Origin of the sequence: Zoogloea sp. LCSB751 (genome assembly GCF_002028455.1) — a bacterium.
GTDB lineage: Bacteria > Pseudomonadota > Gammaproteobacteria > Burkholderiales > Rhodocyclaceae > Zoogloea.
In genome coordinates this window covers 70,258-88,585 of record NZ_MWUM01000016.1, presented here as the reverse complement: position 1 = coordinate 88,585, position 18,328 = coordinate 70,258, and the positions used below count along the sequence as shown (strand labels likewise).

Annotated in this window: 20 protein-coding genes; 15 read left to right on the top strand and 5 right to left on the bottom strand. The window is 65.1% G+C overall.

Going from position 1 to position 18,328, the window contains the following annotated elements; translation table 11 throughout:
- Window positions 1-25 precede the first annotated feature (25 nt).
- The 5 genes from B4920_RS29975 to B4920_RS17270 are packed head-to-tail and all read left to right on the top strand — an operon-like array spanning window position 26 to window position 3,766.
- A complete protein-coding gene (locus B4920_RS29975; protein WP_216819925.1) occupies window positions 26-592 on the top strand; it encodes a YqgE/AlgH family protein in 567 nt (188 codons plus the stop codon).
- Window positions 589-1,017, top strand: a complete 429-nt coding sequence (gene ruvX, locus B4920_RS29970) for a Holliday junction resolvase RuvX (RefSeq protein ID WP_216819923.1) — start codon at window positions 589-591, stop codon at window positions 1,015-1,017. The genes B4920_RS29975 and ruvX overlap by 4 nt, the downstream gene beginning before the upstream one ends.
- Window positions 1,004-1,504, top strand: coding sequence for a bifunctional pyr operon transcriptional regulator/uracil phosphoribosyltransferase PyrR (gene pyrR, locus B4920_RS17280; protein ID WP_079435863.1), 501 nt, complete (start codon window positions 1,004-1,006; stop codon window positions 1,502-1,504). Before ruvX ends, pyrR begins: the two co-directional genes overlap by 14 nt.
- Entirely contained in the window at window positions 1,497-2,456 is a 960-nt protein-coding gene (locus B4920_RS17275; RefSeq protein WP_079435862.1) for an aspartate carbamoyltransferase catalytic subunit, read from the top strand. The genes pyrR and B4920_RS17275 overlap by 8 nt, the downstream gene beginning before the upstream one ends.
- Before the next feature lie 14 nt (window positions 2,457-2,470).
- Complete coding sequence (locus B4920_RS17270) at window positions 2,471-3,766, top strand: dihydroorotase (RefSeq protein WP_079435861.1); 1,296 nt, start codon at window positions 2,471-2,473, stop codon at window positions 3,764-3,766.
- A 70-nt stretch (window positions 3,767-3,836) separates the two neighbouring features.
- Here the strand turns inward: B4920_RS17270 and B4920_RS17265 are convergent, their stop codons facing one another.
- Together B4920_RS17265 and B4920_RS17260 are read right to left on the bottom strand one after the other, a co-directional pair.
- The gene (locus B4920_RS17265; protein WP_173862677.1) at window positions 3,837-5,345 is read right to left on the bottom strand and encodes a TRAP transporter large permease subunit; all 1,509 of its coding nucleotides are present in this window, start codon (window positions 5,343-5,345) and stop codon (window positions 3,837-3,839) included.
- Window positions 5,342-5,932, bottom strand: a complete 591-nt coding sequence (locus B4920_RS17260; protein WP_079435859.1) for a TRAP transporter small permease subunit — start codon at window positions 5,930-5,932, stop codon at window positions 5,342-5,344. Before B4920_RS17260 ends, B4920_RS17265 begins: the two co-directional genes overlap by 4 nt.
- A 204-nt stretch (window positions 5,933-6,136) precedes the next feature.
- Between B4920_RS17260 and B4920_RS17255 the strand changes: the two genes are divergently transcribed.
- The 8 genes from B4920_RS17255 to B4920_RS17220 all read left to right on the top strand — a co-directional run bounded on the left by B4920_RS17255 (window position 6,137) and on the right by B4920_RS17220 (window position 14,672).
- Window positions 6,137-6,775 (top strand): histidine phosphatase family protein, encoded by a 639-nt coding sequence (locus B4920_RS17255; RefSeq protein WP_079435858.1) that lies wholly within the window; start codon window positions 6,137-6,139, stop codon window positions 6,773-6,775.
- A gap of 104 nt (window positions 6,776-6,879) precedes the next feature.
- The gene (locus B4920_RS17250) at window positions 6,880-8,919 is read left to right on the top strand and encodes a Cache 3/Cache 2 fusion domain-containing protein (RefSeq protein ID WP_079435857.1); all 2,040 of its coding nucleotides are present in this window, start codon (window positions 6,880-6,882) and stop codon (window positions 8,917-8,919) included.
- A 93-nt stretch (window positions 8,920-9,012) separates the two neighbouring features.
- Window positions 9,013-10,263 (top strand): serine hydroxymethyltransferase, encoded by a 1,251-nt coding sequence (gene glyA, locus B4920_RS17245; RefSeq protein ID WP_079435856.1) that lies wholly within the window; start codon window positions 9,013-9,015, stop codon window positions 10,261-10,263.
- Window positions 10,264-10,295: 32 nt separating this feature from the next.
- Window positions 10,296-10,775, top strand: a complete 480-nt coding sequence (nrdR, locus tag B4920_RS17240) for a transcriptional regulator NrdR (protein WP_079435855.1) — start codon at window positions 10,296-10,298, stop codon at window positions 10,773-10,775.
- A 13-nt stretch (window positions 10,776-10,788) separates the two neighbouring features.
- Entirely contained in the window at window positions 10,789-11,877 is a 1,089-nt protein-coding gene (gene ribD / locus B4920_RS17235; protein WP_079435854.1) for a bifunctional diaminohydroxyphosphoribosylaminopyrimidine deaminase/5-amino-6-(5-phosphoribosylamino)uracil reductase RibD, read from the top strand.
- Between the two features lie 109 nt (window positions 11,878-11,986).
- The gene (locus tag B4920_RS17230) at window positions 11,987-12,946 is read left to right on the top strand and encodes a cytochrome D1 domain-containing protein (protein ID WP_079435853.1); all 960 of its coding nucleotides are present in this window, start codon (window positions 11,987-11,989) and stop codon (window positions 12,944-12,946) included.
- Window positions 12,946-13,695, top strand: coding sequence for a polysaccharide deacetylase family protein (locus tag B4920_RS17225; RefSeq protein WP_079435852.1), 750 nt, complete (start codon window positions 12,946-12,948; stop codon window positions 13,693-13,695). Before B4920_RS17230 ends, B4920_RS17225 begins: the two co-directional genes overlap by 1 nt.
- On the top strand, window positions 13,692-14,672 hold the full coding sequence (locus tag B4920_RS17220) for a sterol desaturase family protein (RefSeq protein ID WP_079435851.1): 981 nt from the start codon (window positions 13,692-13,694) through the stop codon (window positions 14,670-14,672). The genes B4920_RS17225 and B4920_RS17220 overlap by 4 nt, the downstream gene beginning before the upstream one ends.
- Here the strand turns inward: B4920_RS17220 and B4920_RS17215 are convergent.
- Genes B4920_RS17215 through B4920_RS17205 form a run of 3 tightly spaced genes read right to left on the bottom strand, consistent with a single transcriptional unit; the run spans window position 14,664 to window position 17,357 of the window.
- Window positions 14,664-15,413: a molybdopterin-synthase adenylyltransferase MoeB gene (locus B4920_RS17215; protein WP_079435850.1), complete on the bottom strand. Its 750-nt coding sequence runs from the start codon at window positions 15,411-15,413 to the stop codon at window positions 14,664-14,666. The two genes, B4920_RS17220 and B4920_RS17215, sit on opposite strands and share 9 nt — an antisense overlap.
- Before the next feature lie 56 nt (window positions 15,414-15,469).
- Window positions 15,470-15,925, bottom strand: a complete 456-nt coding sequence (locus tag B4920_RS17210) for a hypothetical protein (RefSeq protein ID WP_079435849.1) — start codon at window positions 15,923-15,925, stop codon at window positions 15,470-15,472.
- Between the two features lie 22 nt (window positions 15,926-15,947).
- The gene (locus tag B4920_RS17205) at window positions 15,948-17,357 is read right to left on the bottom strand and encodes a S41 family peptidase (RefSeq protein ID WP_079435848.1); all 1,410 of its coding nucleotides are present in this window, start codon (window positions 17,355-17,357) and stop codon (window positions 15,948-15,950) included.
- A gap of 183 nt (window positions 17,358-17,540) precedes the next feature.
- On the opposite strand from B4920_RS17205, the gene B4920_RS17200 reads away from it, so the two are divergent.
- Together B4920_RS17200 and B4920_RS17195 are read left to right on the top strand one after the other, a co-directional pair.
- A complete protein-coding gene (locus B4920_RS17200) occupies window positions 17,541-17,882 on the top strand; it encodes a metalloregulator ArsR/SmtB family transcription factor (protein WP_254050972.1) in 342 nt (113 codons plus the stop codon).
- A 33-nt stretch (window positions 17,883-17,915) separates the two neighbouring features.
- Window positions 17,916-18,326: a rhodanese-like domain-containing protein gene (locus tag B4920_RS17195; RefSeq protein ID WP_079435847.1), complete on the top strand. Its 411-nt coding sequence runs from the start codon at window positions 17,916-17,918 to the stop codon at window positions 18,324-18,326.
- Window positions 18,327-18,328 lie beyond the last annotated feature (2 nt).

Below are 18,328 nucleotides of genomic sequence, written 5' to 3'. Positions count from 1 at the left end.
CCCGACCTCGGCTTAAAATACGCCTGTGACTACGACGACCATCAACCTCACCGACCATTTCCTGATCGCCATGCCCGCCATGGCCGATCCGAACTTCACGCGCACGCTCACCTACATTGCCGAGCACAACGAAAACGGCGCAATGGGGGTGATCGTCAACCGCCCGACCGACATGCGGCTCGCAACCCTGTTCGAACGCATCGACATCCCGTTCGAGCAGCCGGACTTCGCCGACCTGCCGGTCTATTTCGGCGGCCCCGTGCAGTCCGACCGCGGCTTTGTGCTGCATCGCCCGGCCGGCACATGGCATTCGACACTGAAGGTCAGCGACGACATCGGGCTGACCAGCTCCCGCGACGTACTGCAGTCCCTGGCTGCCGACGGCAGACCCGCCGAAGTGCTGGTGGCCCTCGGTTACGCCGGCTGGTCTGCCGGCCAGCTCGAACACGAACTGGCGCAAAACGCCTGGCTCACCGTGCCGGCCGATCTGGGCATCGTCTTCGACCTGCCCCCCGAGGAACGCCTGGCTGCCGCCATGCAGCTGCTCGGCATCGATTTCGCCCAACTGTCCGACACCGCCGGTCACGCGTGAGCACCGTTCTCTGCTTTGATTTCGGCCTCGCGCGCATCGGGGTGGCAGTGGGAGAGACGGAAACCGGCCACGCCCACCCGCTCACTGCGATCGCCGAGGAAGCCAACGCCGCCCGCTTTGCTGCCATCGAAAAACTGCTGGCCGAGTGGAAACCCGCGTCCCTGGTGGTCGGCCTGCCGACCCATCTGGACGGCTCCGAGCACGCCATGACGGCCCGCTGCCGCCGCTTCGCCAACCAGCTCCATGGCCGCTACAGCCTGCCCGTGGCCCTGGTGGACGAACGCCTGTCCTCCGCCGAAGCGGAAGAACTCCTGTCCGAAGCCGGCCACCACGGCTGGCGCAAGCAAAAGCCGCGACTGGATTCCGCAGCCGCCCAGATCATCCTGCTCCAGTACTTCGAAAGTGCCAAACATGCAGCTTCCTGAAGCCGAACAGCTCATCGGCGCGCTGGCCGAATCGATGCGCCCCCACGTCTCCCCCGCCACCTGCCTGGTCGGCATCCACACCGGCGGCGTGTGGCTGGCCGAGCGACTGCACGCGCTGCTGGGCCTGTCCCAACCGCTGGGCAGCATCGACGTGAGCTTCTACCGGGACGACTACGCTGCCAAGGGCCTGCACCCACAGCCCCAGGGCTCCAAGATCCCCTTCGACGTGGAAGGCACCCACATCGTCATCGTCGACGACGTGCTGTATACCGGCCGCACCACCCGCGCGGCCCTCAACGAACTGTTCGACTACGGCCGCCCGTCCCGCGTGGACCTGGCCGTGCTCATCGATCGCGGCGGGCGCGAGCTGCCCATCGCCGCGAGCTTTTGTGCCCTGACCCTGCCGGAGCCCTTGCCGACCGGGCAAAACCTCCAACTTGAGCGCGACGACTCCGGCGCCCTCACCATGAGGCTGATCCATGCGTAATCCCCAACTCAACAAGCACGGCGAGCTGCAGCACCTGCTGACCCTCGATGGCCTGCCCCGCGGCATCATCACCCAGATCCTCGATACCGCCGCCCCGTTCACCGAGGTGGCCGAGCGCGAGGTCAAGAAGCTCCCGCTCTTGCGCGGCAAGAGCGTCTTCAATCTGTTCTTCGAGAACAGCACGCGCACCCGCACCACCTTCGAGATCGCTGCCAAGCGCCTGTCCGCCGACGTCATCAACCTCAACGTGTCCACCTCGTCCACCAAAAAGGGCGAGACCCTGCTCGACACCGTGGACAACCTCTGTGCGATGCAGGCCGACATGTTCGTCGTACGCCACGAATCCAGCGGCGCGCCCTACCTGATCGCCCAGCACCTGGAGAACACCGGCCGCGACCACATCCACGTGGTCAATGCCGGCGACGGCCGCCACGCGCACCCGACCCAGGGCCTGCTGGACATGTACACGATCCGGCACTACAAGAAGGAATTCCACAACCTCACCGTCGCCATCGTCGGCGACGTGCTGCATTCCCGCGTCGCCCGCTCGCAGATTGCCGCGCTGACCACCCTCGGGGTGCCCGAAGTGCGCGTCATCGGCCCCAAGACCCTGCTCCCCACCGAGGTGGAGAAGATGGGCGTGCGCGTCTTCCACAGCATGGAAGAAGGCCTCAAGGGCGTGGACGTGGTGATGATGCTGCGCCTGCAGAACGAACGCATGAACGGCGCCCTGCTGCCCAGCCCGCAGGAATTCTTCAAGGTCTGGGGCCTCACCGCCGAGAAGCTGGCGCTGGCCAAGCCCGACGCCATCGTGATGCACCCGGGCCCGATGAACCGCGGCGTCGAGATCGACTCCGCCGTCGCCGACGGCGGCCAGGCCGTGATCCTGCCCCAGGTCACCTTCGGCATCGCGGTCCGCATGGCCGTGATGAGCATGCTCGGCAGCCACTGAACCGGATTTCCACGATGACCATCCATATCAAGAATGGCCGCCTGATCGATCCGGCCAACAAGATCGACGCCCTTCACGACCTTTTCATCGCCGACGGCAAGATCGCCGGCGTGGGCACCGCGCCTGAAGGTTTCGCTGCCGCCAAGACCATCGACGCCAGCGGCTACGTGGTCGCCCCTGGCCTCATCGACCTGGCCGCCCGTCTGCGTGAGCCTGGCTTCGAATACAAGGCCACGCTGGAATCCGAGATGGACGCCGCGATGGCCGGCGGCATCACCAGCCTGGCCATTCCGCCCGACACCGATCCGGTACTGGACGAACCCGGCCTCGTCGAGATGCTGTGCTACCGGGCCAAGAAGCTCAACCGCGCCCACGTTTACCCTATCGGCGCGCTGACCATCGGCCTCAAGGGCGAACAGCTGTCCGAAATGGCCGAGCTGGTGGAAGCCGGCTGCGTGGCCTTCAGCCAGGCCAACACGCCCATCCTCGACACCCGCGTGCTGGCCCGCGCCATGCAGTACGCCGCCACCTTCGGCTTCCGCGTGTGGCTGCAGCCACTGGACCCCTACCTGTCCAAGGGCGGCGTTGCCCATGACGGCGAGGTCGCGTCCCGCCTGGGCCTGCCGGGCATTCCGGCCAGCGCCGAGATCGTTGCGCTGTACACCTACCTGCGCCTGGCCCGCCAGACCGGCGCCCGCCTGCACATCACCCGCGTATCCTGTGCCGAGAGCCTCGACCTGATCGAAAAAGCCCGCACCGACGGCGTGGATGTGACCTGCGACGTGGCCGCCCACCACCTGCATCTGAGTGACCTGGACATCGGCTACTTCAACCCGCACTGCCACGTGGTGCCGCCGTTCCGCGGCCAGCGCGACCGCCTCGCGCTGTCCAAAGCGCTGGCCGACGGCCGCATCAACGCGATCTGCTCGGACCACACGCCGGTGGACGACGACGCCAAGCAGACGCCGTTCAGCGAATCCGAGCCTGGCACCACCGGCCTCGAACTGCTGCTGCCGCTGACCCTCAAGTGGGCGCAGGAACACCAGCTGCCGCTGATCGATGCAGTCGCCCGCATCACCTCTGAAGCCGCGAAGATTGCCGGTATCGCCAAGGGCGGCCACCTGTCGGTCGGCGCCCGTGCCGACGTGTGCATATTCGACGCCGACGCCCACCAGCTGATCACCCGCAGCATGCTCAAGAGCCAGGGCAAGAACACCCCCTTCCTCGGCCTCGAACTGCCCGGCAAGGTGCGCTACACCTTCGTCGAAGGTACGCTGATGTACGACGCCGGCCAATACAGCCGGAGCTGACACAGCCCAGGCTCCAACGAATAACGGCGCCCGCGGGCGCCGTTATTCGTTTTCAAAGCCGGGATCGCAGCTACTTCAACTCGCCACGCAAGGCCTTCTCGATCGCCCGCACTGCCTCCTGGTCGTCCGCCGGCACCGTAATCCCGTCCTGCTCCGCTGGGGCGTCGTCGAACTGCACCGGCTCGTCGCCCGGCATGCCGTCGGTCGGTACGATGATCTCGATCCGCTCGGTATCGACCTTGTCGTGTTTCTCCAGCCCCATCGTCACCAACTGCGGGAAGAGGATGACCAGCGCCACCATGAGGATCTGGATCACCACGAAGGGCACGGCCCCCCAGTAGATCTGTGCGGTCCTGATCGACGGCGGCGCGACCGACCGCAGGAAGAACAACGCGAAACCGAAAGGCGGATGCATGAACGAGGTCTGCATATTCACCCCCAGCAGCACGCCGAACCAGATCAGGTCGATGCCTAGCTTCTCGGCCACCGGCGCCAGCAGCGGCACGATGATGAAGGACAGCTCGAAGAAGTCGAGGAAGAAGGCCAGCACGAAGATCAGCAGGTTCACCGCGATCAGGAAGCCGACCTGTCCGCCCGGCAGCGCAGTGAGCAGGTGCTCGACCCACAGGTGGCCCTCCACCCCATAAAAGGTCAGGGAGAACACCCGCGCGCCGATCAGGATGAAGACCACGAAGGTGGTCAGCTTGGCGGTGCTCTCCATCGCCTGGCGCAACAACGGCAAGGCTAAACGGCGCCGCAGCACGGCCAGCACCAGCGCACCGAAAGCCCCCATCGCGCCGCCCTCGGTCGGCGTGGCGACGCCCAGGAAGATCGTGCCGAGCACCAGAAAGATCAGCAGCAAGGGCGGCACCAGCGTCGTCAGTACCCGCAGCAGCAGGCGTGTGCCGTGCAGGGTGCGCGCCTCTGCCGGCAGGGCCGGCGCGTAGCTGGGGCGGAAGATCGCCACCAGCGCCACATAGGCCGCATAAAAGGCCGTCAGCAACAGCCCCGGAATCAGCGCCCCCTGGTACATGTCCCCCACCGGGCGGCCGAGCTGGTCGGCCATCACGATCAGCACCAGGGAAGGCGGGATGATCTGCGCCAGCGTGCCCGACGCGGCGATCACGCCGGACGCGAGGCGCTCGTCGTAGCCGTAGCGCATCATGATCGGCAGGGAGATCAGCCCCATCGAGATCACGGAGGCCGCCACCACGCCAGTCGTCGCGGCGAGGATCGCACCGACGAAGATCACCGCGAAAGCCAGCCCACCGCGTACCGGCCCGAACAGCTGGCCGATGGTGTCGAGCAAATCCTCGGCCATGCCCGAGCGCTCGAGAATCAGGCCCATGAAGGTGAAGAACGGGATCGCCAGCAAGGTGTCGTTGGACATCACCCCGAAGATCCGATCCGGCAAAGCCTGGAACAGGGACGGCGTGAGCAGCCCGAGTTCGATCCCCAGCAAGCCGAAGACAATCCCGTTGGCGGCCAACGCAAAGGCTACGGGGTAGCCGAACAGCAGGAACACTATCAGCGCCCCGAACATCAGCGGCGCCATGTTGGCAGCGATGAATGCCATCAGCGCGGCCCCCCACGCTGCGCCTCGATGACCCGCACCAGCTCACTCTCGGGCGTGGCCGCCGGCGACTTGGCGTTCGGATCACCAATCAGCCCTTGCAAAAAGGCCACCCGCTTGATGAGCTCGGAGATGCCTTGCAGCACCAGCAGCGCAAAGCCTGCCGGTACCAGCGCCCGCACTGGCCACACCAGCAGCCCGCCGGCATTCGACGAATGCTCGCCCACCCTGTAGGACTCCACGAAGATCGGCCATGACAGATAGAGCACCGCCACGGCCATCGGCGCCATGAAGAATACGGTCCCGACGATGTCGATCCACGCCTGTGCCCGCGGCGCAAAGCGTCCGGCCACCACGTCGATGCGCACGTGCTCGTTCTTCAGCAAGGTATAGCCCGAGCACAGCAGGAAGATCGCCGAGAACAGATACCACTGAATCTCCAGCAGGCCATTTGAGCTGAAGTTGAACAGGTAGCGCACGAAGGCATTGCCCGCGCTGATGAGGGTAACGACCAGCACCAGCCAGGTCGCCGCCTTGCCGACGCGTTCGGTGAGGGCATCGATCAGGCGTGAAATCTTGAGCAGGGCGTGCACGTCCCGCATCTCCTTTAATGTGTGGAAAGCATGCCCCGCAGAGCGCTGCCCGTGTTCTTTGACCCAGGATTATCGGCCAGATTGGCGCCGCGCTCACGCTCCGGCCGCATGCCACCCACGCCCGACCCGACCAGTGTGCGGCGCAACACCCCGCCATCACGTGAGATACTCGGGTTTCCGTTCACCCTCTCCCGCACTGCAGCAATGTCTACACGTATCTGCCTGGTCCGCCACGGCGAGACGCCCTGGAACACCGAGCGCCGCCTGCAAGGCCACATCGACATCCCCCTCAACGATCACGGCCTGATCCAGGCCAAGGCCACCGCGGCCAGCCTGGCCGGCGAGCGCTTCGACGCCGCCTACAGCTCCGACCTCACCCGGGCCCGCCAGACCGCCGAGGCCGTCACCACCCGCAACGGTCTTCAACTGACCCTCGACAGTGGCCTGCGCGAACGACACTACGGCATCTTCCAGGCTCTGACCTACGACGAAGCCCGCGAGCGCTTTCCCGCCGAATACCACCGTTTCGAAACCCGCGATCCCGACTTCGCCTTCCCCGAAGGCGGCGAGAGCCTGCGGGAGTTCGCCCGTCGTATCCACGACAAACTGGCTGCCATCGCCCATGCCCACCGAGGCGGCACGGTGCTGGTCGTCACCCACGGCGGAGTGCTCGACATCGCCCACCGCCTGGCTGCTGGCAAACCGCTGGAAACCCCGCGGGACTTCACGATCCTCAACGCCGCCCTCAACTGGATCGGCCACGACGGTGACAACTGGTCGCTGATCTCCTGGGGCGAGCAGCGCCACCTGGACAGTGCGCTGGACGAGCTCAACAACGCCTGAGTTAGCACTTCATCATCCGGAAACCCTAAAGTTTCCCGGGGCTCCGCCGATGCCTCGGACGAGCACGCAGCCCGTCCGGGGTGCGAACCGGCAGGAGTCCCGTCATGCTGAAATTCAACCGCCAGTCCCTTGTCCACCAGCTGTCCCTCGCCGCGGCGCTGGTCAGTCTGGTCGTTTTCGGTGCCCTGATCGCCTTCACGACCTATTTCGCCGAGGATGCGGCGCTGGCCAAGACCGAGGACGAACTCACCCACCAGGTGACGGGCATTGTCCGCATGCTCGAACTGAGCCACGGCAACGCGATCGCCCATGCAGGCCGGGGTGCCAGCCGTCTCAAGACGGCCCTCGGCACACTGCGCATCGGCCCGGAAACCACCAAGGCTGGCAGCTACGAGGTGCCGGTGGTGCACACCGGCGAGCGCAGCCTCAACGGCAACATTGCGCTACTGGAATCCCTGCGCCAGCAGATCGACGCCGACCCCGCCCTGCTGCTGCGCTCCGGTGACGACTTCGTGCGCGCCGCCACGCTACTGAAGAACAAGGACGGCAGCAGCGCCGAAGGCAGCACCCTGCCCCGCAACAGCAAGGAAAGCACCGCCCTGCTCGCAGGCAAGAGCTATGCCGGCGTCGTCAAGCGCAACGGCAAGTACTTCATCTCGGCGATCGAACCGCTGACCGACAGCACCGGCAAGGTCGTCGGCGCGCTGTCCACCCGGGTGGATATCAGCGGCGACATGGATCGCCTGTTCAAGGCCCTCGCCGAGATCAAGTCCGGCAGCACGGGCTACGCCTATGTGCTGGCCCCCTCCGACGAAACGGCCAAGAGCGAACTGGTCTATCACCCCATCCTCGGCGGCCGGCAGATCGGCGAGATCAACAACCCGGCCCTGACCCGCATCATCGACGAGCAGATCCGGCGCAAGCAAGGCGCGATGACCTACAAATGGTCGCGCACTCCAGGGGGCCCGGAGACCGACCCCAAGATGGTCGTCTTCGAGACGGCGCCGTCCTGGGGGTGGATCGTCGCCACCGGCAGCTTCATCGACGAGTTCACCGTCGAAGCCCGCCGGCTGCGCAACACCCTGATCGCGCTGTGCATCGGCGGTGCCATCCTGCTGGCGGTGGTGTTGTACTTCATCACCCGCAACCGCCTGGCGCCGATCCACCAAGTACTCGAAGCAACCCGGCGCATCGGCCACGGCGACCTGACCGTGCGCTTTCCCGAGGCGCCGGCCGACAGCCGCAACGAACTGGACCTGATCGCCCGCTCCCTCGATACCACGACACGTCAGATCGGCACCCTGATCGGTGACGTGATGCGCACCGGCAATGCCGTCCGCGATGCCGCCCGCGCCGTACGTCAGGGCTCCAACGAGGTGGTGAGCAGCACCGCAGCCCAGAGCGAGGCCGCGGCAGGCCTCGCCACGGCCATCGAGGAACTGGCGGTCAGCGTCACCCACGTCTCCGACAGCGCCGCCGTCGCCCGCGACATGACCCAGCAGGCCCAGGTCCATGCGGACGAAGGGAGCAGCCGGGTGCGCAGCGTCATCGACGGCATGGGGCGGATCGCCGGCGAGATCGACGAGGCCGCGGTAGCGGTCCGCCAGTTGTCCGAACGCTCGGCACAGATTTCCAACATCGGCAAACTGATCAACGAAATCGCCGAACAGACCAACCTGCTCGCCCTCAACGCCGCCATCGAGGCAGCCCGTGCCGGCGAGAGCGGTCGCGGTTTCGCGGTAGTAGCCGACGAAGTGCGCAAGCTGGCCGAACGCACCGCCAACTCGACCCGTGAGATCTCGGCCACCGTGACCGAAGTGCAGAGCGAAGCCCAGCGGGTCGTCACGATGATCCAGGGCGTCACCAACGGCGTGCGCGACGGCGTCGGCCTCGCCACCGAATCCGGCGCCATGCTCGAGACCATCCGCAGCGAGAGCGTGCGCACCACCGCCGCTGTCAACGACATCGCCGATACCACACGCGCCCAGAGCACCTCCAGCCAGGACGTGGCCCACGGCGTCGAACGCATCGCACAGATGGCCGCACAGAACAACCAGATCACCCGCCGCACCCACGAGCAGACGACGACCCTTGAACAGCTGGTCGCCGACCTCGAAACCAAGGTCGGCCACTTCCGCGTCTGAGGCCCTGCATCGCTTTTACGAGCACGGCAGCTTTCGGCAAGCCCGAGGTGCCGTGTTAAACTCCGTTTTTGACTCAAGTCCACCTGGATCGCCATGTTTTCCAAGCAAAATACCCTCGCCAAGGTCGACCCCGAACTCTGGCAGGCCATTGAGGCCGAAAACCGCCGTCAGGAAGATCACATCGAACTGATCGCCTCCGAGAACTACGTCAGTGCAGCTGTCATGGAAGCCCAGGGCTCCCAGCTCACCAACAAGTACGCGGAAGGTTATCCAGGCAAGCGTTACTACGGTGGCTGTGAGCACGTGGACGTGGCCGAGCAGCTGGCCATCGACCGCCTGAAGGCCCTGTTCGGCGCCGAAGCCGCCAACGTCCAGCCGAACTCCGGCTCCCAGGCCAACCAGGCCGTCCTGATGGCCTTCGCCAAGCCCGGCGACACCATCATGGGCATGAGCCTCGCCGAAGGCGGCCACCTGACCCACGGCATGCCGCTGAACATGTCCGGCAAGTGGTTCAACGTGGTGGCCTATGGCCTCGACGCCAAGGAAGAGATCGATTACGACAAGATGGAAGCGCTGGCCCGCGAGCACAAGCCGCGCATCATCATCGCCGGCGCCTCCGCCTACGCGCTGCGCATCGACTTCGAGCGCTTCGCCAAGATCGCCAAGGAAATCGGCGCCATCTTCTGGGTGGACATGGCCCACTACGCCGGCCTGATCGCCGCCGGCTACTACCCGAACCCGGTTCCCCATGCCGACGTGGTGACCTCCACCACCCACAAGACCCTCCGCGGCCCCCGCGGCGGCATCATCCTGATGAAGGCCGAGCACGAGAAGGCGATCAACTCCGCCATCTTCCCGGGCCTGCAGGGCGGCCCGCTGATGCACGTCATCGCCGCCAAGGCCGTTGCCTTCAAGGAAGCCGCCAGCCCCGAGTTCAAGCAGTACCAGGAACAGGTCATCGCCAACGCCCGCGTGATGGCCCGCGTCCTCGGTGAAGAACGCGGCCTGCGCATCATCTCCGGCCGTACCGAAAGCCACGTGTTCCTGGTGGACCTCCAGTCCAAGAACATCACCGGCAAGGAAGCCGAAGCCGTCCTCGGCAGCGCCCACATCACCGTCAACAAGAACTCGATCCCCAACGATCCGCAGAAGCCCTTCGTCACCTCCGGCATCCGCATCGGCTCGCCGGCGATGACCACCCGCGGCTTCACCGAGATCGAAGCCGAGCGCATCGCCCACCTGATTGCCGACGTGCTCGACAATCCGAAGGACGAAGCCACCATCGAGAACGTGCGCGCCAAGGTTTCCGAGCTGTGCCGCAAGTTCCCGGTGTACGGCGCCTAAGCTGCACCAGCGACAGGGACGCGCATTAGCCCATGCATTGCCCCTTCTGCGGCGCCGACAATACGCAGGTCACCGACACCCGTGAGAACGAGGACGGTGACACCGTACGGCGCCGCCGTCGCTGCCTGTCCTGTGATAAACGCTTCACCACCTACGAACGCATCGACCTCAAGATGCCGCAGGTGGTCAAGAAGAACGGCAGCCGTGCCGACTTCAACCGCGACAAGCTTCTCGGCAGCCTGAAGCTGGCGCTGCGCAAGCGGCCCGTCACCGCCGAGAACGTCGAAGCTGCTGTCGACCGCATCGAGGCCAAGCTCCTGTCCTCCGGCGAACGCGAGATCGCCTCCGAGCGCATTGGCGAACTGGTAATGCGCGAACTCAAGAAGCTCGACAAGGTCGCCTACATCCGCTTTGCATCGGTCTACCGCGCCTTTGCCGACGTGGACGAATTCTCGGAAGTCATCCGCGAAGTCACCTCCCGGCCCCGTGGCCGCCCCCCCAAGGTTTCCTGAAGGTTCCACCGCCATGAGCGCCACCGCCGACGACTACCGGTGGATGGCCCGCGCCCTCAAGCTGGCCGAGCGCGGACTGTTCACGACCACCCCGAATCCCCGCGTCGGCTGCGTCATCGTGCGTGATGGCGCGATCGTTGGCGAAGGCTGGCACCTTCGCGCCGGCGAGCCCCACGCGGAAGTGCACGCCCTCGCGATGGCCGGCGAAAAAGCCCGTGGCGCCACCGCCTACGTAACGCTGGAACCCTGCTCCCACCACGGTCGCACCCCCCCATGCGCCGACGCGCTGGTCAAGGCCGGCGTAGCCCGCGTCGCGGTGGCGATGGAAGATCCGAATCCCCTTGTTGGCGGGCGTGGAATGGCACGCCTGCACGACGCCGGCGTCGCAACCACCACCGGCGTGCAGGAAAACGAAGCCCGCGAACTTAACATCGGTTTCATCTCCCGCATGACCCGCGGCCGCCCGTGGCTGCGCCTGAAAGCCGCTGCCACGCTGGACGGCAAGACCGCCCTGAACAACGGCGTCTCCCAGTGGATTACCGGCGACGACGCGCGCCGCGACGCGCATCGCTGGCGCGCCCGCTCCTGCGCGGTGCTCACCGGCATCGGCACCGTCCGCGACGACGATCCGCAACTCAACGTCCGTGCCATTCCCACCGAGCGCCAGCCCCTGCGCATCGTCGTAGACGCACGCCTGGAAACACCGCTCAACGCCAGGATCCTCGACGGCGGCCGCGTGCTGGTGGCCGGCGCCGTCCAGGATTCCGAACGTATCGCCGCGCTGCAGCGCCGCGGCGCGGATGTGCTGATCCTGCCCAACAACGGCGGCAAGGTGGATCTGCCTGCCCTGATGACCGAACTCGGCCGACGCGGCATCAACGAAGTCCTGGCCGAAAGCGGCTTCAAGCTCAACGGCTCGTTATTGCGCGAAGGCTGTGTGGACGAGCTGATTCTCTACCTCGCGCCGGCCCTCGTCGGCGACGAGGCCCGCGGCCTCTTCAATCTGCCCACGCTGGACAATCTGGCGGACAAGCGACAACTGGCCTTCCGCGACGTCCGTCAGGTCGGCCAAGATCTGCGGATCATCGCTCGCCCCTGCTGAAACGGCCCTCAGACATACCCGGGATCCCGGGAGCCGCCCCTGATCGGGAACGGTCAACGCGCGCCTGCGCCGGGCGTTAAGTTCCTATATCCGCCACACCACCGCCACCATGAAGTCTGCGCACCTGATCGGCTCCGTCGCCCTTGTCTGCTTCGCGGCGTCCGCCGGCGCAGAAACCGCCCTCGTCCTCAACTCCGGGGATGAGAACGTCAGTCTGATCGATACCCGCAACTACAAGGAAACCGGCCGCACGCCGGCCTGCAAGGAACCCCATCACCTGATGGCGACACCGGACGACAGCGCGGTGATCGTCGCCTGTGCGATCTCCAACGAACTGGTCTTCTTCGACCCCCGCACGGGGCAGGAGCAGAAGCGCGTCAAGAACATCTCCGACCCCTACCAGCTCGGCTTCTCGCCGGACAAGAAGTGGTTCGTCGCCAACTCCCTGCGCCTGGACCGGGTCGATCTCTACAAGGCCGCTGACTTCTCCCTGGTCGCGCGGGTTCCGGCAGCCAAGACCCCATCACACATGGCCTTCGACAAGGCCAGCCATTACGTCTTCATCACGCTGCAGGAATCCGACGAGATCCTCGCCATCGATCTCAGGACCCAGCAACCGGCCTGGAAGATCAGTGTCGGCCCGACTCCGGCCGGCATTTACATGACGCCCGACGACAAGTACCTGCTGGTCGCGATCATGGGCGCCGACTACGTGGAGGTCATCGACTGGCAGGCGCGCAAGTCCGTCAAGAAGATCACCACCGACAAGGCGGCGCACAACTTCCTGGCCCGCGGCGACGGGCGCCACGTCTTCGTGTCGAACCGCAGCATGAAGGGCAGCATCTCCCTGGTGGACACGCAAACCCTCAGCGAGATCGAACAATACGACGTGCCCGGCGGCCCCGACGACATGGAGCTCCGCGCCGACGGCAAGGAGTTGTGGGCCACCGCGCGCTTCGCCCGCAAAGTGCAGGTACTGGATCTGCAGCAGAAGACGGTATCGCGCTCCATTCCCGTCGGGCGCTCGCCCCATGGCGTGTTCTTCCTGAAGCACGCTGCGAGACAGTGATGCGTGCACCACGCTCCCTGCTGCTGCCCCTCGCGCTGTGCACGGCACCGCTGGCAAGCTACGCCACCGCCGGAGAGCCGGCCTGCAAGGGAACGGTGTACCTCACGTTGGACACCGGCAACATGCGCCACGCCGAGGCCATTGCCGAAATCCTGCACAAGCACCACGTGAAGGCGACCTTCTTCGTCGCCCAGGAAAAGACCAGCCGCGGCGACATGGCCCTCGACGCGTCCTGGGCCGCATACTGGAAGGCCCGCGTAGCGGAAGGGCACGCCTTCGGCAGCCATACCTGGCGTCATGGCGCCTTCCGGCAGGACCTGGACGACGGTCGGGTGAGCTACCAGTTGATGGACGGAACCCGCGAGAGACTGGACTCCGCGCAGATCTGCGCGGAAGTGAAACAGTCCGACCTGCGCTTCGCCGAACTCACCGGCCGCCACCTCGATCCGATCTGGCGCGCGCCCGGCGGTCACACGACGCCCCTCGCGCTGAAGGCCGCCAGGCAATGCGGCTATCGCCACGTGGGCTGGTCACCGGCGGGCTTCCTCGGCGATGAACTACCGTCGCGCACCTATCCCAATGAGACGCTACTCAAACGGGCACTCGCCAACATCAGGGACGGGGATGTGCTGCTCGCCCACCTCGGCATCTGGTCACGCCAGGATCCCTTCGCGCCAATGCTGGATCCATTGATCGCCGGACTCAAGGTGCGGGGCTTCTGCTTCGCAACGGTGGCTGGTACGCCATGATGGACTGGCTCGGCGAGCTCTTCATCAGTACCCAGGGCTGGCTCTTCGATACCCTGGTACAACCGCTGCTGTTCGCAATCGGCCTGGCGAGCTATGCGGAAATGGGCTTCGACGGCATCGAGTTCGTCCTGCTCGGCGTCGTCGAACTCGGCGCGGCCTTCGTGCTGCTGCGTCCATTGGAAGCCATGTGGCCGGCGGAGAAGTGGGCCGAACGACATGCCGTCCGGGTGGACGTGCTCTACGCGCTCCTCAATCGCCTGGGCGTCATACCGCTGGCAGTCTTCTTGTTGCTTGCCCCGGGCTTCAGCGAGTTGGAAGGCTGGCTGCGCTTCCATGACGTCATTCCGCATCAGCTGGAGGACTGGCTGCCGGCCCTCGACCATCATCCGCTGGCCAGCTTCCTGATCTACCTGGTGATTCTCGATTTCGCCGAATACTGGCGCCACCGCCTGTCGCACACCTGGCGCTGGTGGTGGGCCCTGCACGGCATCCATCACTCCCAGCGGCAGATGTCCTTCTGGACCGACTCGCGCAATCACCTGCTTGACGATCTCATCGCCGGTTTCTGGTTCGCCTGCCTGTCCCTGCTGATCGGCGTTCCACCCGGCCACTTCCTGGGCCTGCTGGTTGCCCTGCGGCTGGTGGAGAACCTTTCCCACACCAACACCCGCCTCACCTTCGGCCGTATCGGAGAAAGACTGATCGTCGGCCCACGCTACCACCGCTGGCATCATGCACTGGACCTGCCTGCCAATCCGCGTTTCCGCTACGGCTGCAACTTCGCGATCCTGCTGCCGGTGTGGGACATCCTGTTCGGCACCCTGTACCTGCGGGACGATATCCCGCCGACCGGCATCCACGAAAAGACTCCGGCGGAATTCGCCGCCCGCAACGCATTCTGGGCACAGCAGAAATTCGGCCTGCAGCAATTTGCCAAAGCCTTGTTCAGGCGGAACGACGCCTCGCGTTCAACGTGAAGCGCACACCGCGCAGGCCGGATCCCGCCCCAGGCGGATCGTCCGCCAGTCCATCGCCAGCGCATCGAGCAGCAACAAACGGCCGGTCAGGGTTTCACCACAGCCGACGAGTAGCTTGAGCGCCTCCGCCGCCTGCACCGCACCGACGATGCCGGTAATCGGCGCGAACACGCCCATCACCGCACAGCGCACCTCCTCCACGTCCTCACCTTCCGGAAACAGGCAGTGGTAACAGGGACTGTCGTCCGCGCGCAGGTCGAACACCGACACCTGGCCATCGAAACGCACCGCCGCGCCTGACACCAGCGGTTTGCGATGCGCCACGCAGGCCCGGTTGATGGCGTGCCGGGTGGCGAAGTTGTCGGAGCAGTCGAGCACCACATCGGCCGCAGCGATCTCCGCCTCGAGCTCGCCATCCTCCAGCCGCCGGCCAATGGGCAGGACGCGGGCTTCCGGGTTCAAGCGCGCCAGCGTGTCGCGGCCAGACTCCACCTTGAGCCGCCCGACCCCTTCCTGGCTGTGCAGGATCTGCCGCTGCAGGTTGGTCAGATCGACCGTGTCGCCATCCGCCAGCACCAGCGTCCCGACCCCTGCCGCGGCCAGGTACATGGCAGCCGGCGAACCCAGCCCGCCGGCGCCAACGATCAGCACACGGGCGGCAACAATGGCATCCTGCCCTTCGATACCGATCTGGGGGAGCAGGATGTGGCGCGAATAGCGCAGGAGCTGTTCGTCGTTCATGGTGGAATCGAAAGATAAAACGGACACTCCAGGCAGCAAGCCCGGAGTCTCGGAGACTATTTGAAATCGCGCAGCTCGGGCGGCGTATCGTCGTGATCGCCGTGCGGATGGGCCGCATAGGCGTGGATGTAAACCTCGTGGGACTGCTTGATGAGCCGTTCCGGAGAGCGCAGGTTATGTACCTGAGTCTCTTCCACGTAATAGACCAATGCCCTATGCAGGCGGACCAGCAAGGGGCGGTCGAGATGAAAGCCCGCGTCGGACAGTGCATTTTCAAGGCGCTCGAGCGTGTAATCGAGCACGTTGTATTGCACGGTCAGCGACAGGGCGTCTCGCCCGGCCGCAACCTTCACCCCCTCCAGGTCGGCAAGCGAACGGCGCGCCTGTTCGACCTGACCGGGCGGAAGAGCCTTGAAACGAATCTCCCGGCTCTTGGCGATCCCCGCCCCCGCGTGATGCGCCGGACTACCATGCTTCCGTCCGGCCAGCTTGTACGCAGTCTCGCGTCGCACGATAGAACCTCCGGCACGATGGTTACTTGCCGTTATTCTGGAGGATCTGCAGCCCCTTGAGCAAATTCACCGCCTGGGCCAGTTGATAGTCGTCCTTGCCGGCGAGCTCGAACGGCGGCTTCAGATCGTCGTCATCCTTCTGCTTGTCCTTGTCACGCCCCTTGGCTGGCGCATCCTTCTTCGGCGCAGCCGGAACCTCCGTCTTGACAACCTCCGGCTCCTTGCCATTGGAGAGGTGGCGCTCAAGATCGGCCTCCCGCAGGTGCTCACGGGACGAACCACCCGGCGTTTCCTCCACGACGATGTCCGGCACGATGCCCTTGGCCTGGATAGAACGACCGCTGGGCGTGAAGTAACGCGCAGTGGTCAGCTTGATCGCCGCATTGCTGTTGAGTGGGAGAATGGTCTGCACCGAACCCTTGCCAAAGCTCTGGGTGCCCATCACCACCGCACGCTTGTGGTCCTGCAACGCACCCGCCACGATCTCGGACGCCGACGCGGAGCCGCCATTGACCAGCACCACCATCGGCACGCTCTTGATCAAAGCCGGCACGCTCTTGATGTAATCCTCGCGGGAACCACGCAGATAATCTTCCGGCACGGCCAGATACTTTCGCTTGGCATCGTCGGCGCGGCCGTCGGTGGACACCACCAGAGCCTGCGGCGGCAGGAAAGCAGCGGACACACCGATGGCACTGTTGAGGAGCCCGCCCGGATCGTTGCGCAGATCGAGCACCAGGCCCTTCAGATTGCCCTGCTTCACCAGCCTGTCGAGATGCTGTGCCAGGGATGCCGCGGTCTGCTCCTGGAACTGCACGACACGCACGTAGCCGTAACCCGGCTCTACCAGCTTGGACTTGACGCTCTGGACCTTGATGACCTCACGCGTCAGCGTCACCACGATGGGCTTGGCCTCGCCCTTGCGCGCAATGGTGAGGACGATATTGGTCTTGGGCTTGCCACGCATGCGCTTGACCGCGTCGTTGAGCGACATGCCCTTCACCGACGTATCGTCGAGCTTGATGATCAGGTCGCCGGCCTTGATCCCGGCACGAAAGGCGGGCGTGTCCTCGATCGGCGAGATCACCTTGACGAAACCATCCTCGGACCCCACCTCGATGCCGAGGCCACCGAACTCGCCCTGGGTCCCGACCTGCAGATCCTTGAAGGCTTCCGCGTCCAGGTAGGACGAATGCGGATCGAGATTGGACAGCATGCCGCTGATCGCATAGGTGATCAGCTTCTTGTCCTCCACCGGTTCCACGTAGCCCTGCTTGATGGCGTTGAAGACATCCGCCAGATTGCGCAACTCCTCGACCGGCAGCGGCGCGAGAGCGGCCTTGTCCGCATTCGCCGAGAAATTGAGGCTGATGAGAATCCCGGCACACAACCCCGTGAATACCAGGCCGGCTTGCTGCAGTTTGCTGCGCATAAAGTCTCCGTCAGGCGCGGGGAATCCCCGTTCAAACGCCATCCATTCCCGCGAACAGGCTGTTCTACGTATCGAGATGAGTATAAACCGGAAAGGTTCCCGGGCAGCGCAAGCCGCCCTGCAGGGTCTCGATTCCCGACCGCCCGCACTGTGATGCGAAAAAGTGCTATTTTATAATATTAGGTGTGTAAAACCTTCGACTTCGTGAAAACCAACGCCATCGACCTCATCGCCAAACAGGAGCACATCGAAACGGCCGCCCGGGCCCTCAAGGCGATCTCCCATCCCTTGCGCCTCAAGATTCTTTGCGTGATCGGCGGCGAAGAGGTTTGCGTACAGGACATCGTGGAAGCCGTCGGCACCTCCCAGAGCAACATTTCCCAGCATCTCGCCATCCTCCGGGACAAGGACGTACTGCTGACCCGCAAGGACGCCAATCGCGTTTACTACCGGGTCGGGGATCCGCGCACCCTGCAGCTGATCGCGATGATGCGCGAAGTCTTCTGCGGCGACGACGCAGAATAAAACCGTTCAATCCATCCCAACCGGAGCCTTTCAGTGGAATTCCTCCAGCACAACTGGTACTGGGCTGCGCTCGCTCTCGTCAGCGGCAGCCTCCTTCTCGCCACATCCCTGCGGGGTGGCCGCGGCGGCATTTCGCCGGCCCAGGCCACCCACCTGATCAACCGCGAAGACGCGATCGTGATCGATGTCCGCGAAGCGGCCGAGTACGCCGGCGGCCACCTGCTCAATGCCCGCCACATTCCCCTCGCCGATCTGCCCAACCGCCTGGCTGACCTCGAGAAATTCAAGGACAAGCCTGTTATCCTCAATTGCCAGACCGGCGGCCGCTCGTCGTCGGCTTGTGACGTTCTGCGCAAGGCCGGCTTCAGCCGGGTGCACAACCTTGAAGGCGGCCTTGCCGCGTGGTCCGAAGCCGGCATGCCGGTCAGCAAGAAGAAGAAATAACG